The 13282-nt window shown below is 62.9% G+C and carries 11 protein-coding genes and 1 tRNA gene; 5 read left to right on the forward strand and 7 right to left on the reverse strand.

The genetic code is table 11. The annotated features are described in order from the left end of the window. The 6 genes from NKJ76_RS13685 to NKJ76_RS13710 all read right to left on the reverse strand — a co-directional run bounded on the left by NKJ76_RS13685 (position 1) and on the right by NKJ76_RS13710 (position 6914). Positions 1–3342: a M10 family metallopeptidase C-terminal domain-containing protein gene (locus NKJ76_RS13685; RefSeq protein WP_352537650.1), complete on the reverse strand. Its 3342-nt coding sequence runs from the start codon at positions 3340–3342 to the stop codon at positions 1–3. Positions 3343–3940: 598 nt separating this feature from the next. Then, a complete protein-coding gene (locus NKJ76_RS13690; protein WP_352537651.1) occupies positions 3941–4444 on the reverse strand; it encodes a hypothetical protein in 504 nt (167 codons plus the stop codon). Positions 4445–4723: 279 nt separating this feature from the next. Then, positions 4724–4900 (reverse strand): hypothetical protein, encoded by a 177-nt coding sequence (locus NKJ76_RS13695; protein WP_352537652.1) that lies wholly within the window; start codon positions 4898–4900, stop codon positions 4724–4726. A gap of 203 nt (positions 4901–5103) precedes the next feature. Continuing rightward, positions 5104–5736, reverse strand: a complete 633-nt coding sequence (locus NKJ76_RS13700; protein WP_352537653.1) for a hypothetical protein — start codon at positions 5734–5736, stop codon at positions 5104–5106. Positions 5737–5745: 9 nt separating this feature from the next. Further along, positions 5746–5819, reverse strand: a tRNA-Gln gene (locus NKJ76_RS13705). A gap of 147 nt (positions 5820–5966) precedes the next feature. Then, positions 5967–6914, reverse strand: a complete 948-nt coding sequence (locus NKJ76_RS13710; protein WP_352537654.1) for a lysylphosphatidylglycerol synthase domain-containing protein — start codon at positions 6912–6914, stop codon at positions 5967–5969. A 349-nt stretch (positions 6915–7263) separates the two neighbouring features. Between NKJ76_RS13710 and NKJ76_RS13715 the strand changes: the two genes are divergently transcribed. Further along, a complete protein-coding gene (locus NKJ76_RS13715; protein ID WP_352537655.1) occupies positions 7264–8607 on the forward strand; it encodes a Ppx/GppA phosphatase family protein in 1344 nt (447 codons plus the stop codon). A 247-nt stretch (positions 8608–8854) separates the two neighbouring features. Continuing rightward, entirely contained in the window at positions 8855–9577 is a 723-nt protein-coding gene (locus NKJ76_RS13720) for an RlmE family RNA methyltransferase (protein ID WP_023711559.1), read from the forward strand. Positions 9578–9758: 181 nt separating this feature from the next. On the opposite strand, the gene NKJ76_RS13725 is transcribed toward NKJ76_RS13720, so the two are convergent. After that, positions 9759–11180 (reverse strand): MFS transporter, encoded by a 1422-nt coding sequence (locus NKJ76_RS13725; protein ID WP_352537656.1) that lies wholly within the window; start codon positions 11178–11180, stop codon positions 9759–9761. 242 nt (positions 11181–11422) lie between these two features. Between NKJ76_RS13725 and NKJ76_RS13730 the strand changes: the two genes are divergently transcribed. From NKJ76_RS13730 to guaB, 3 genes are all read left to right on the forward strand, one after another. Further along, on the forward strand, positions 11423–11668 hold the full coding sequence (locus NKJ76_RS13730) for a type II toxin-antitoxin system Phd/YefM family antitoxin (RefSeq protein WP_023673036.1): 246 nt from the start codon (positions 11423–11425) through the stop codon (positions 11666–11668). Further along, positions 11665–12120 (forward strand): PIN domain-containing protein, encoded by a 456-nt coding sequence (locus NKJ76_RS13735; RefSeq protein WP_352537657.1) that lies wholly within the window; start codon positions 11665–11667, stop codon positions 12118–12120. The genes NKJ76_RS13730 and NKJ76_RS13735 overlap by 4 nt, the downstream gene beginning before the upstream one ends. A gap of 141 nt (positions 12121–12261) precedes the next feature. Further along, the coding region (gene guaB, locus NKJ76_RS13740; protein ID WP_352537658.1) for an IMP dehydrogenase at positions 12262–13282 on the forward strand (1021 nt) is incomplete at its 3' end.

The raw sequence follows: 13282 nt of genomic DNA on the forward strand, positions 1-13282 counted from the left end.
TTAGATGACAATGAAGTCTGCAGCCGAAAGATCCAGATTTGTGTTCAGGTGTGCAAACTGAACGGCCGCTCCCTGTCCGGAACCATCGGCGTCGTAAGACAATATTCCACTGTCGGTGTCGTAGATGATGCGGTCGTCGGCATCATGAGCAGCGCCGGCTGCGCTCTTGTAGAATGAGCCCAGGGCGAGGGCGCCGTCGCCGCCAACGCTGGCAAAGATGAGGTTGTCCAGCAGGATCGTATCGTCGGCGACCTTGAAGTCCTTGATCCAGTCGATATTGCCGTTCCCGAGTTCTGTCGAGAAGCGGAAATAGTCGTCGCCGGCGCCGCCGGTCAGCGTATCGGCAGCCAGCCCGCCATCCAAAAGGTCGCTGCCGCCGCCGCCGTTGAGCGTATCGGCGCCCGCAACGCCCGGCTGAGCTGGTGCCGGCGGGAATTCGACCGACACGTTCAGCTTGTAAGTCGAGCCCTCCGGCACGGATTCGACCCAGCCATCGCCAGGAGCCGAGTCCGACCATTCGCCCTCCACAATATAGTAGGTTCCGGTTTCCTGAACGATGAAGCTGGTGCTCGAATCGCGGCCGTTGTTGGAGCCGGGGTCGTTGCCGCCATCGTCGTTCTGGGCGACGATATTGCCATCGCTGTCCAGCACCCTGACGATGCTGTCATGGACATTGGGGTCGGCAATGCCATCGATGTCGATGGTGATGATCGTGCCGGCGGCCAGGTTGATGCTGTAATATCCGCCGAGGCCGTTTCCGGTGGCATTGACGGTGGTGTGAAGGGTGGTCGTCGAATCGAAGATGTCGGGGTCGGCCGTAAGCGAGAAGTTGTTCGAGATGTCGAAGGCGGTCGAGACCGAATTGTTGGTCGCGTCCGGTCCGAGCGTGGCGTAGCCGGTGCCCATGCCCGGGCGTGGCGGAGCATCGCCCTGATAGGCGAAATCGCCGAGCAGGGTGTCATCGCCGCCACCGCCGTCGATCTTGTCGGCGCCGCCCTGGCCGGTCAGCACATTGGCCGCGCCATCGCCGGTCAGGTGATCGTTGAAGCCCGAGCCAGCCAGATTTTCGATCGAGATATAGGTGTCGCCGCCGGATTTGCCGCCACCCAGCTTGAGGTTTTGCCCGATGGCCGCGTCGGCGTAGTCCGCCGTGTCGCTGCCGGCGCCGCCATTCAATATATCGGCGCCGCCACCGCCGGTCAGCGTGTCGTTGCCGGCGCCGCCGGAAAGTTTGTTGGCCTGGGCGTTGCCGATGAGATGGTCGTCGAAGAACGACCCGACGGCGTTTTCGAATCCGACCAGGATGTCGTGTCGGATAACGGTGCCGCGCCCGACGATCTGCACCGGGCCATCGCCATCGCCGCCATTGGCCGTGCCATTGGCGAGGTCGATCGTCACGCTGGCGGAGCTGCCTTCGTAGACGACCGTATCGATGCCGGCGCCGCCATCCAGATAGTCCTGGCCGGCGCCGCCGATGATCGTGTCGTTGCCGGCTTCTCCGTACAGGATGTCGCCGTCATTGCCGCCATCCAGTATGTCGTTGCCGCCGCCGCCGTTGAAATAGTCGCCGCCGCCCCGGCCCCAGAAATGATTTGCCGCCGACGTACCGATGAAACGGTCGATGCGGTCATCGGAGCCGATCAGGTTCTCGATGCTGTAGAAGGTGTCGCCCGTGGCGGTTCCGCCGCTGGCCACGTTCGTCTCGAGGTTGACGAGCAGTTGGAAGGGGCTCTCCTTGCTGAAGTCTACCGTGTCGACGCCGGCGCCGCCCCTGAATATATCGACGCCATCCTGGCCGCTCAGCGTATCGTCGCCGTCGCCGCCGTCGAGGATGTCGTTGCCCTGGCCGCCGAGGATCGTGTCGTTGCCGCGGCCACCATAGAGCGTGTCATTGCCGTCGTCGCTCTCGGTCTGGTCTGGAAGGTCGGCGACATCGATGGTGTTGTTGATGTCGCGGCTGGCGAGCGAGTCGCGGCCGCCGATGATGAGATCATCGCCGCCCTGGCCGAAGATCGTGTCGTCGCCGGCGCCGCCGTCGAGCGTATTGTTGCCATTGTCGCCGAAGATGACGCTGGTCATCGTGTTGTCGCCGATGGTCGGTGCGGTTTCGGTGCCGCCGTCTCCAGGCTGGAGTGTCGACTCGTCGGCGTAGATGATGTGTTCGACGTTGGCGATTTTCCGGATATTCAAGTTCCGGTTCAGCAGAACTACCGTGTCATTCCCGCCATTCGCTTCCTCGCGCACGATGTCGTCGAGGGAGTCGACGAAGTAGGTGTCGTCGCCGCCATTGCCGGCCATGCGGTCGCCGCCGCCGCGGCCATCCAGCACGTTGGCTCCGTCATTGCCAATCAGGACGTCGTCATAGCTGCTGCCGATGCCGTTCTCGATGTAATAGTCGGTGCCGTCGGCGTTGTGCCCGGCGAAGATCGACACATTGTTGCTGTGGCCGTTGACGCTGGAGAACTGTCCGGCGCGCAAATCGAGGATCGTGCCGGCCGTCGAGCCGGAGAAGTCGATCGTGTCGGTTCCGCCGGTGTCATGGATGACGAAACCGATATCGTGCTGCATGCCCGACGAGGTCAGCCGGTAGCCATCCACGGCACTGCCGAAGCCGTAGACGTTGTCGCCCGTGTTGAGATCGATATGCTGATAGGTGCGCACGCCGTTCTCGTCGACGGTGGAGAAAAAGCGGCGGATGACTGCCTCGATGTCGGCCATCATCGGCGTTGACGCCGACCAGCGGCTGGTTTCACCGACATCGATCCCGTCGAAATAGGACATGACGCTGTATTGCTGACGGTCGTAGGTCCAGGTCGCATTGTTCAGATAATTGATCTGTACGCCGCCGGGGCCGCTGTAATTGTAGAGCCCGGGGTGGTTCAGGCCGAACTCATGACCGAATTCATGGATGAAGGAATCGAAGACATAGCCGCCAATATCCGTCTTGTTGACCTCGGTGTCGTGGAAACGCTGGCCGATGCTGACATAGCGGTCGTTGGAATAGGCGCTGCCGTCGTCCTCTTCGCCCAGTTCGGGGCTGACAACCTGCATCCAGTCCGTTGCGCTGTTGTATGGTGCATTGTCGACGATTTCGAACTTCAACGGGGTGACACTGGCCCACATCTGCAAGGCGCCGATCGCGGCGGCCTTGTATTCGGGATGGTCATTGAGCTCGGAGACATTGATCCTCAGCGTTCCCGCCGCGATCGCCGGCGTTATCGACCGGTCCAGCGCTCCAAGATAGGTGAGGAAGGCTCCGTAATCTTCGCTTTTGCCGTACGGGTTGTCCGGCGTCTGGTCGTTGACCCACCATTGATCGCTGGTTTGGCTTGGGTTCGGCATCCTTGGGACTCCTTGGTCTCGCAGCCGTGGCAATTACGGCTGTACGGTTTAGCAGTTGCCAACCACCGACAAGCATCGTTTGCGTTTGCCGGTCGAGCCCCGTCCCAGTGCCAACAATGCTATTGGAATCTTCGCTTGTCTAGCCTCTGTTCGCGCTCAGTACATATGAAGGTTCTTGGGCGCGCTTGTACCGGCGGGTTTTGAGATACTCGTTTGGTGTTAATTGAGCTATCGCTAATCTATGGTCGTACCTCGCCCGCCATGCGCACCACAATGTCTGCATCAACCATCCCGGCTGGCGCAGGCTGCCGGTCGGGCGGCGCAAAGCAATCCGGCAACGGCCGAATACGCCGGATACAGGCTCGAGGATTTCCTCTCGATCAGGGGCATCGCAGGCTACGAAAGCGGCGGAGTAAGCTTCCGTCTTTCGCTCAAACGCCGGTATGCGCGCTGTTGCCTTTCGCGGGCGGGGCAGGCGGCGGGACCACCGCCTTCGTGCTCTCGCCGGGGGCGTCGACCGGGACGAGGGTTATCGCGCCGGTTGGGAAAATGATCGAGCGTTGCGCAAGGGCACGAGGGCGGAACGCGCAGGCGTGCTTCAGAAACCCGCCCGGCGGGCGAAATGTTCATAGGTCACGCGCCAGGGGTCGCTCTCCGCGCGTCTCTCCTCGCCGATCCAGTGAAAGCTGTCGGCGGTGATCTCGGTGAACCGCCACCGCGCCTGCAGGCCGCGCGAGTCGGCGCCCATCTGGACGATGTCCTTGCCTTCGGCCCGCCCGATCTGGCGCGAGTAATCCTGGTTGAGCGGATCGCTCCAGATAATGTGCCAGCCACCGATCCCGGGATCGAAGACGCGCAAGGTCGTGCCATACATGGTGGACGGGGCAGGGCGCCTGGGCCTGATCCAGTTGTCCTGAATGGCGCGGCCTTCGAGCACCCAGCCAAAGTGACACTCGCCATCCGATTTCTGGATTGTGCCGTCGTTGCGGTGGTGAACCGTCTCCATGTCCCAACTGCCGATCAACCATCCATACAGGTCCATGTCTTTCGCCCGGTCGGCTGGCGGACCTTCGGATGCGAGAGCGGTAAGAAACGTCGCCATGATTGTCTCCAGGCAAGCCGCGCCGAAACGCTGGGCGTTCCAACCCTTGCACCGTTGCGGGTTCCTGGTCTTGGGAAAAATTGCGGTAATGCTGCTGTGAAGGCACTTCCGCGTTCGCGCCATACCAAATCTATGCGTGAATGCTAATGTAGCGTCGGCGGGTACCCCAATGCCCGCCTGGCCGGCGCCTCCTCAGGCCATCTCTTGAATGAGCGGCGCCGGCCGCTGATTTGGGCGGCGACCAAATTGCCGCCGGAGGAATATGAGGCGGGTAGGCGATTATTGCTGGGCAGTTTTGGCAGGCATTCCGATATCGGTCTGTATCCCCAGAACGCCAGCTGCCCAATCGCGCAGTTCTGGAGAAGCATCGCCCGATTTCATGATCCACACGGCCAGCGCCGCCATGTCTGCAGGCGGCTTGTTGTGCGAGGTCACATAGGTGAAATAGCCGGCCATGATGAAATGACCGGCGGGACGATCTGGAGTGCCGCCAAAGCTATTGCGCGCCAGCGTTTGGGCGGGCCGGGTGCTGGAACGTCATCCTTGTCCACGAAATCGACCATTCTGCTCGGTCCAAAAGCCGGGAGAACACAATCCGAAAGGATGATCTACATTAGTTAAAATGCGGATAAATCCTTATGGGAGATGCTGTCGCTGCCCTAGTCGGTCCCTTCCGGCGGCGCCTCATCTTGCCAGCCGGCCAGCTCCGGCAGGTCGTCCAGCCAGCTTTTCTCCGTCATCAAGATTTCGCCGGCCTGTGGTGCCGCCTCAGTGGCGTTTTGAATAAGCCAGTCCATCCACTTTCGATAAGCGGCTGGGGCCAGTTCGGGCGGCAGCACCTTGGCCTTGGCCAGCATGCGTTTGCGGAAACTGAGTTGCCGGCGCAGTTTGGTCGTCGTGAACTTTATCGCCTTGCCTTGGTATTCCACCGTCCAGCGCCCATCCCCATGGCTGGTCAGCCGGTCGATGGCAAAACCCGCATCGACCGGCCTGTCGCGCCAGGGAAGCTCGATGGCATTTCGCCTCAGATCGAGTGCCCATCGCCGGTAGTCGGCACCGGTACGCTGCGGCGGCAGCACGCCAGCCTGTTCGAGGATTTTCCTGCGAAAGGTCGGCTGCTTCTTGATCTGGCCGGTCGTCAGTTCGATGCGGTGCCCACGCAATTCGACATGCCAGCGGATCCTGCCATTGCCGACATATTTGACCAGCCTGTCGATGACGAACTCGTCTTCGGACAACTCCACGCATCCTTGGCGGATGCGTTCGAGGATGTACTGGCTGTCAGTGGGCATGACGTGCCTTGGCTGGGGAACCTGGATTCGAACCAGGACTAACGGAGTCAGAGTCCGTGGGTCTACCGTTAACCTATTCCCCAGCAGGCGCTGTCGCGCTGGTGGGCCGCCGAAGCAGCCGCGCGTGCCTTGTAGCCGCCGCCGGAAAATAGTCAAGCCTAAGCTGCGTTTCAATCACAGCGTTTCATAGGGGCAATTACGCCCGGGTGGCGCGCCGCACCCAATGATCCTCAGCTCTCTGTCCGGCTGTATTGCGAATGCTCGAAGAACAGCACCACGCCGAGCGCGATCAGCAGCGGGATGATCAGGTAGAACAGCCGGAACACCAGAAGTGCCGCCAGCACGCCGACCGGGTCCATATCAGACAGTCCGGCGAGGAACACGACCTCGAACACGCCGAGCCCGCCCGGCGCGTGCGAGATCTGCGCAACCGAGAACGACACCAGGAACACGCCGAGGAGGACGAAATAGCCGGGATTGCCGGCAACGGGCAGGGCAAAGAAGATGATCGCCGCCGCCGCCAGAAGCTCGATCGGGCCGATCAGCAGTTGCCGCGCCACGATCGGCAGCGCCGGATAGTGCAGCTGGAAGCCGGCGATTCTCAGCGGCTTCAGGTGCAGCCAGCTGCCGAAAATGTAGGCGCCGACCAGGATGAGCAAAGCGATGCCGGCGGCGATCGCCAGCCCGTGTTGCGGCGCGCCGGAAAAGCGGTCGATGATTGCAGGCTCGAACACAAGCACCAGGCCGCCGACCAGAATGCTGGAGAGCACGAAGGTGATCCAGCAGATCGCCACCAGAATGCCGACATCCTGGCCGGTCAGCCCCCTGGTGCCGTAGGCGCGGTAGCGGATCACGGCGCCCGAAAACACCGAGCCGCCGATGTTGTGCGACAGCGCGTAGGTGGTGAAGGAGCAGAAGGTGACGAACAGCCACGACACTCGTCTGCCGATATGCAAGAGCGCGATGTGGTCGTAGCCGGCGAGCGAGGCATAGGCGACCACCGAGCTCAGTGCCGCAAGCATCCAGCCGCGCGTCGGGATGGCGGATATGCCGTCCCAGACATCGTCGATCGAGATGCCGCGCAACTCATGCCACAGCAACAACAGCGACCCGATGACCGCCGCGACACCGATGACCGGCCACAGATAGCGCTTCCAATTCGTGGCCCCCCAATTCATGGAGTTGTCGTCATGCGTTGCTGCCCATCGCCCAGGCGGGCGTTAAAACGTCCGCGATTCACCAATTCCCCCTCATTTCAGAAATGCCTCATCGAAGCCGGCTATTCAACCGGCAAGGGTGAGCAGCCGGTTCGCCAACGGCGAATTCGTCGTGCCAGCGGCACGATGAAAGGCTAGCGAACGCCGGGACGCTGCAAAGCAGCGGGGATCTGGCAGGACGCAGCCAGCAAAAATTGAGCCCTTGCTGTTGGTGATCCGGTCCGGCGCTGCTACTCTGGCGGCAACTTAAAAGATTGAAGCGCCTGCTGCGTCCGGTTTTCCGGTTCGCGCGGCGCCGGAAGGAACTGAAGTGGAAGACCACGACACCGGCGCTGGCGCGCCGGAAGTGGGCGTGTCCAGGGCTTCGCCGCCGTCAGGCGGGCCAAGCCCATCCGCCGGGCGGCCCCGCCAGGCGGGGCCTCAGTCCGGTAACGGACAGGCCGGCGAAGCCCAGCATCAGCGAGGCAAGGCGAGAAAGCGGCGCAAGCGCCGGCGTGGGCGCAAGGTTTTTGCGCGCGACGACAGCCCTCTCGCAACCGCCGCAGCGGTTAGTGCGCCGGCCTCAGTCGGCCCGGCCGCTCCAGCGCCGGTGCCTTTGCCCTCGGCGCCACAATCCCGACCGGAACAGCCAATGCATCGTCCGCCGATGCAGGAACTGCCGGTGTTTGCCGCGCTCGATCTCGGCACCAACAATTGCCGGCTTTTGGTCGCGGTGCCGCAGCGCCATGGCCAGTTCCGCGTCATCGACGCCTTCTCGCGCATCGTCAGGCTGGGCGAGGGGCTGACGGCGAATGGGCACCTGAGCCAGGCGGCGATGGACCGCGCCGTCGAGGCGCTTAAAATCTGCGGTGACAAATTGCGCAACCGCAAGATCCGCAAGTCACGGCTGATCGCCACCGAGGCCTGCCGCACCGCCGACAATGGCGTGGAATTCCTGCAGCGCGTCGAACGAGAGGCGGGGTTGAAGCTGGAAATCATCGATCGCCAGACCGAGGCGCGGCTTGCTGTATCCGGCTGCGGCTCGCTGGTCGAGCGCGACACGCAAGGCGTGGTGCTGTTCGACATTGGCGGTGGCTCGTCCGAAATCGCGCTGATCGACCTCACCGGCCAGCGCTCGCCACGGCTTGCCAACCACATCGTGTCGTGGACGTCGCTGCCGGTCGGCGTCGTCTCGCTGGCCGAGCGTTTTGGCGGCCGCACGGTGACGCGCGAGATCTTTGCCGCGATGGTCGACGATGTCGCGGTGCGGCTAAAATCCTTCGACGGCCGCGACCGGTTGAGCCACGTGCTGACCAGCCCGAAATTCCATCTGCTGGGCACATCAGGCACGGTGACGACGCTGGCCGGCGTCCATCTCGACCTCGAACGCTACGATCGCCGCCGCGTCGATGGGCTGTGGATGGACCGCGACAGCGTCGACCGCATGGTCGAAAAACTGGTCGGCTGGGACTTCCAGCAGCGCTGCGCCAACCCGTGCATCGGTACGGACCGCGCCGATCTTGTGCTGGCCGGCTGTGCTATTCTTGAAGCGATCCGTGCGGTGTGGCCGTCGGAGCGGCTGCGCGTCGCCGACCGTGGTCTGCGCGAAGGCATTTTGAGCGAGCTGATGGCCGATGACGGCGTCTGGCGAAAATGGGGGCGGGGCCTAGCATGATCCGAATTGCTTTGGTTACCGGGCCACCCCCACTCCTTCGTGCTTCGCTCTACACCTCTCCCCCGATCGACGGGGTAGAGGAAGGGCGCGAACTTATGCAGACCGGCGCCTTTCCTCTCCCTCCGGAGGGGGGAGAGGTGGCGCCGCGAAGCGGCGACGGAGTGGGGGAAGCCCTTCGCGAAACGCGAAGCCGCCGAAAAACGGCGGCAACTCGGCCAGCGCAAAAACTCAAACAAGAAATAACGTCATGACCAAGAAGCCGGAAAAGCCGGGCTCCGCCAGCATTCGTGTCCTCAAGACGCGGATCAAGAAGAAGAGCGGCCTGAAGGAATCGTCGCGCCGCTGGCTGCAGCGCCACATCAATGATCCCTATGTCCAGCGCTCCAAGGCCGACGGCTATCGCTCGCGCGCGGCCTACAAGCTGATCGAGATCGATGACAAGCATCATCTGCTGAAACCCGGCATGAAGGTCATCGATCTCGGTGCGGCCCCCGGCGGCTGGTGCCAGGTGGCGGCCGCGAGGACGAAATCGACGGCTGATAATCCACATGTCATCGGCATCGACTATCTCGAAATGGATGCGGTGCCGGGTGCGCCGGTGCTGCTGATGGATTTCCTCGACCCGGAAGCGCCGCAAAAGCTCGCCGAGGCGTTGGGCGGCGACCCCGATGTCGTGTTGTCGGACATGGCCGCGCCGACGACGGGTCATAAGCGAACCGACCACATCCGCACCATGCATTTGTGCGAGGTGGCCGCCGATTTCGCGCTGTCGGTGCTGAAGCCGGGCGGGCATTTCCTCGCCAAGACCTTCCAGGGTGGCGCCGAAAACGAGCTGCTGTCGATGCTCAAGAAGAACTTCCGCTCGGTGCACCACGTCAAGCCGCCGGCGTCGCGCGATGAGTCGGTGGAACTGTATTTGCTGGCGAAGGATTTTAAGGGCAGAGAGCCACCAGTGGCATCGTCATCCTAGGGCGAAGCAAGGAGCGAAGCGACGCAGCGCAGACCCTAGGATCCATGCCGTGACGTTAACGCGTTGAAAACGCTGCAGAATTCTGTGCCGCTGCATCCTTCGATCATGGATTCCAGGGTCTGCGCGACGCTTTGAGTCGCTTCGCCCTAGGATGAACGAAGCGATGAGGGGCGCTCGCCCCTTACTTCCCAGCCGTGCTCACCGGCTCCAGTGTCTTCGGCGTCGTCATCCGGCCATGACCCGACACGGCGTTGCCGGCATCCGGCGCCAGCCGCATGAACGATACCGACGCCGCTGCTGACACTGCCGCCACGATGAAGAAGGCGATGTGGAAATCGCCGAGCGCCAGCGGTCCGCCATGGATCGAGGTCGAGACTTCCAGGATGCCGCCGGCCAGCGCCACGCCGAGTGCGATCGACAGCTGCTGGAACACCGCCGTGATCGGCGTTGCCTTGCTGGTGTCCTCGGCCGACACCTCAGCATAGGAGAGCGCATTGACGCCGGTGAAGAACATCGAGCGGATAAACCCGCCGACCAGCAATATGGCCAGCATCAGCGCGTAAGGCGTCTCCGGCGTGAACAGGCCGTAGATGGCGATCGATGCGGCGGCGATCAGCGAGCCCCAGATCAGCACCCGGCGGAAGCCGGCGAGCCGGAAGATCAGCGCGGTGACGAACTTCATGCCAATGGCGCCGATGGCCGAGACGAAGGTGATCATGCCCGACTGGAACGGCGTCAGCCCGAAGCCGATCTGGAACATCAGGGGCAACAGGAACGGCACCGCGCCGATGCCGATGCGAAACAGCGAGCCGCCGAGCACCGAGGAGCGGAACACCTGGTTGCGGAACAGTTCCAGCGCCAGCAGGGGATTTTTGGCGCGCCGCGCATGCAGCAGATAGAGCACGCCGGAAATCAGCCCGACCGCCACGGTGATGAGGCCGGTCGCCGGCGGCAGATAGGGCAGGCTGACCACCGACAGGCCGAAGACGACGCCGGAGGCCGCCAGCCCGCTCAGCACGAAACCGACGAAATCGAGCGGCGGCGTCTCCATCGAGTCGGTTTGCGGCAGGAAGCGTGTCGCGAGCCAGATGCCGATCAGGCCGATCGGCACGTTGATCAGAAAAATCCAGTGCCAGGTGAAATAGGTGGTGATGAAACCGCCTATCGGTGGTCCCACCAGAGGCCCGGCCAGCGCCGGCACCGTCAGCCACGACATGGCGGCAACCAGCTCGCTCTTCGGCGTCGCGCGCACAAGCACCAGGCGGCCGACCGGCGTCATCATGGCGCCGCCTATGCCTTGCAGGAAGCGCGACACGACGAAGGCCGGCAGTGAATTGGAGACGGCGCAGCAGACCGAGCCGACGATGAACACGCCGATCGCGGCGCGAAAAATGGTCTTGGCGCCAAACCGGTCGGCCATCCAGCCGCTGATCGGAATGAAGATGGCCAGCGACACCAGATAGGCGGTCAGCGTCAGCTTGAGCGCGATCGGGCTGGTGTGGATGTCGACGGCGATCGCCGGCAGCGATGTCGCGATGACGGTCGAATCCATGTTTTCCATGAACAAGGCGACCGCCAGAATGAGCGGAATGATGCGGTTCAATGAACGCGTCCGAACTGGTCTAAATGTGCTTGCCGGCCAATCCAAACAATGAAAAGGCGGGCAAGCCGATACAAACGGGCGGTTATCACGCCTCAGGCGCGATGTCGCATTAATTTGCTGTCACTTTGTGCGACCCCGCGCGGACAAGAGGCGTCGCTGCGTTTCGCCACATTGAATGAGCTTGCGAAAATTGACCGGGTTCACTATGCTGTAGTGAATATAACTACTATATGGACAATGCCATGGAAGAAGCCGTTTCCGCAGCCGACGCCAACCGCAAATTCTCGCTCCTCCTGCGCGGTGTCCGAGAAGGACAGAGCTATGTCGTGACCAGCCATGGGCGCCCCGTGGCGCGGATCGTGCCTGCAGGGCAGCCCGACCCTGCGGCGTCTCGTTCGCGCACAGCGCTGCTGTCGCGCCTCGAACGCCAGCCTGTTGTAGAAGCCGGGCGCTGGAGCCGCGACGAGCTTTACGAGGACGAGCGGTGAAGGTCGCGCTCGATACCAACATCCTTGTTTATGCCGAGGGGATCAACGGAGCCGAGAAGCGCGACATCGTTTTCGGCCTGCTGCACGACATTGCGCAAGAGGCAGCCGTCATTCCAGTCCAGGTGCTCGGCGAATTGTTCACCGTTCTCACACGCAAGGCCGGACGATCACGTGCACAAGCGCGCGACGCCCTGTTGAGCTGGCGCGACGCGTTTCCGGTTGTCGGCACGACGCCGGAGGTGATGACGGTCGCGGCTGATCTTGCGACCGATCACCATTTCGGCATCTGGGATGCGACCATCCTGTCTGTTGCCTCGCAAACCCGTTGCCGGCTGCTGCTGTCGGAAGATCTGCAGGATGGCTTCACCTGGGGCGGCGTAACGGTCGTCAATCCTTTCGCGTCACCGCGCCATGTCTTGGTCGATGCCCTGTTGGGCAAGTCCGCCGAATAGGCCACGACCGCTTTTCAACCACGCCGCGACGTGTTACCAGCCAGCGCCAATCCTGAAAGGGAAGAAACGAGTCGGCGCTGTCCATTTCGGTCCAGCGCTTTTTTGTATTCTCCCGGCGCTTTTCGTATCCGAGGACTGGCCATGGCAAAAATCATCGAAACGTCCACCGGCGCGCTGGCGCTGACCTTTGACGACGTGCTGTTGCAGCCCGGTCATTCCGAGGTCATGCCCGGTGAGACCGACATCCGCACCCGCATCGCCACCGACATCGACCTCAACGTGCCGATCCTGTCGGCCGCCATGGACACCGTCACCGAGGCGAGGCTTGCCATCGCCATGGCGCAGGCCGGCGGCATCGGCGTCATCCACCGCAATTTCTCGCCGGCCGAACAGGCCGAGCAGGTGCGTCAGGTCAAGAAGTTCGAATCGGGCATGGTCATCAATCCGGTCACCATCGGCCCCGACGCCACCCTGGCCGACGCGCTGGCGCTGATGCGCACCTATTCCATCTCGGGCATTCCGGTGGTCGAGAATGGCGGCACCGGCGGCCAGAAGATCGGCCGCCTCGTCGGCATCCTGACCAACCGCGACGTGCGCTTCGCCTCCGATCCGGGGCAGAAAGTCTACGAATTGATGACCCGTGAGAACCTGATCACGGTCAAGGAGAATGTCGACCAGGACGAGGCCAAGCGGCTGCTGCATCAGCACCGCATCGAAAAGCTCGTCGTCGTGGACAAGTCCGGCAATTGCGTCGGCCTGATCACCGTCAAGGACATCGAGAAGTCGCAGCTCAACCCGCACGCCACCAAGGATGCGCAGGGGCGCCTGCGGGCGGCGGCAGCCACCAGCGTCGGCGATGACGGCTTCGAGCGCGCCGAGCGGTTGATCGATGCCGGTGTCGACCTCCTGGTCATCGACACCGCGCATGGCCATTCGCAGCGCGTGCTCGATGCAGTGACGCGGGCCAAGAAGCTTTCCAATTCCGTCCGCATCCTGGCCGGCAACGTCGCCACCGCCGAAGGCACGCAGGCGCTGATCGACGCCGGGGCCCCAGACCGCAAAGTGGGGCAACCCCCCCCGGGGGAGATCACCAACCCCCACCGCGCCCCCGGCGGGCGGGCCCACCCATTTGGGGAGAAATATGGGGGGGGGGCCGGCCCAA

This window comes from Mesorhizobium sp. M0029 (assembly GCF_040323735.1).
Classification (GTDB): Bacteria; Pseudomonadota; Alphaproteobacteria; order Rhizobiales; family Rhizobiaceae; genus Mesorhizobium.

Bases quoted from the DNA above. Each gene is read 5' to 3' on its own strand.
- NKJ76_RS13685 (WP_352537650.1), bottom strand. From the start codon at position 3,342: ATGCCGAACCCAAGCCAAACCAGCGATCAATGGTGGGTCAACGACCAG.
- NKJ76_RS13690 (WP_352537651.1), bottom strand. From the start codon at position 4,444: ATGGCGACGTTTCTTACCGCTCTCGCATCCGAAGGTCCGCCAGCCGAC.
- NKJ76_RS13695 (WP_352537652.1), bottom strand. From the start codon at position 4,900: ATGGCCGGCTATTTCACCTATGTGACCTCGCACAACAAGCCGCCTGCA.
- NKJ76_RS13700 (WP_352537653.1), bottom strand. From the start codon at position 5,736: ATGCCCACTGACAGCCAGTACATCCTCGAACGCATCCGCCAAGGATGC.
- NKJ76_RS13710 (WP_352537654.1), bottom strand. From the start codon at position 6,914: ATGAATTGGGGGGCCACGAATTGGAAGCGCTATCTGTGGCCGGTCATC.
- NKJ76_RS13720 (WP_023711559.1), top strand. From the start codon at position 8,855: ATGACCAAGAAGCCGGAAAAGCCGGGCTCCGCCAGCATTCGTGTCCTC.
- NKJ76_RS13730 (WP_023673036.1), top strand. From the start codon at position 11,423: ATGGAAGAAGCCGTTTCCGCAGCCGACGCCAACCGCAAATTCTCGCTC.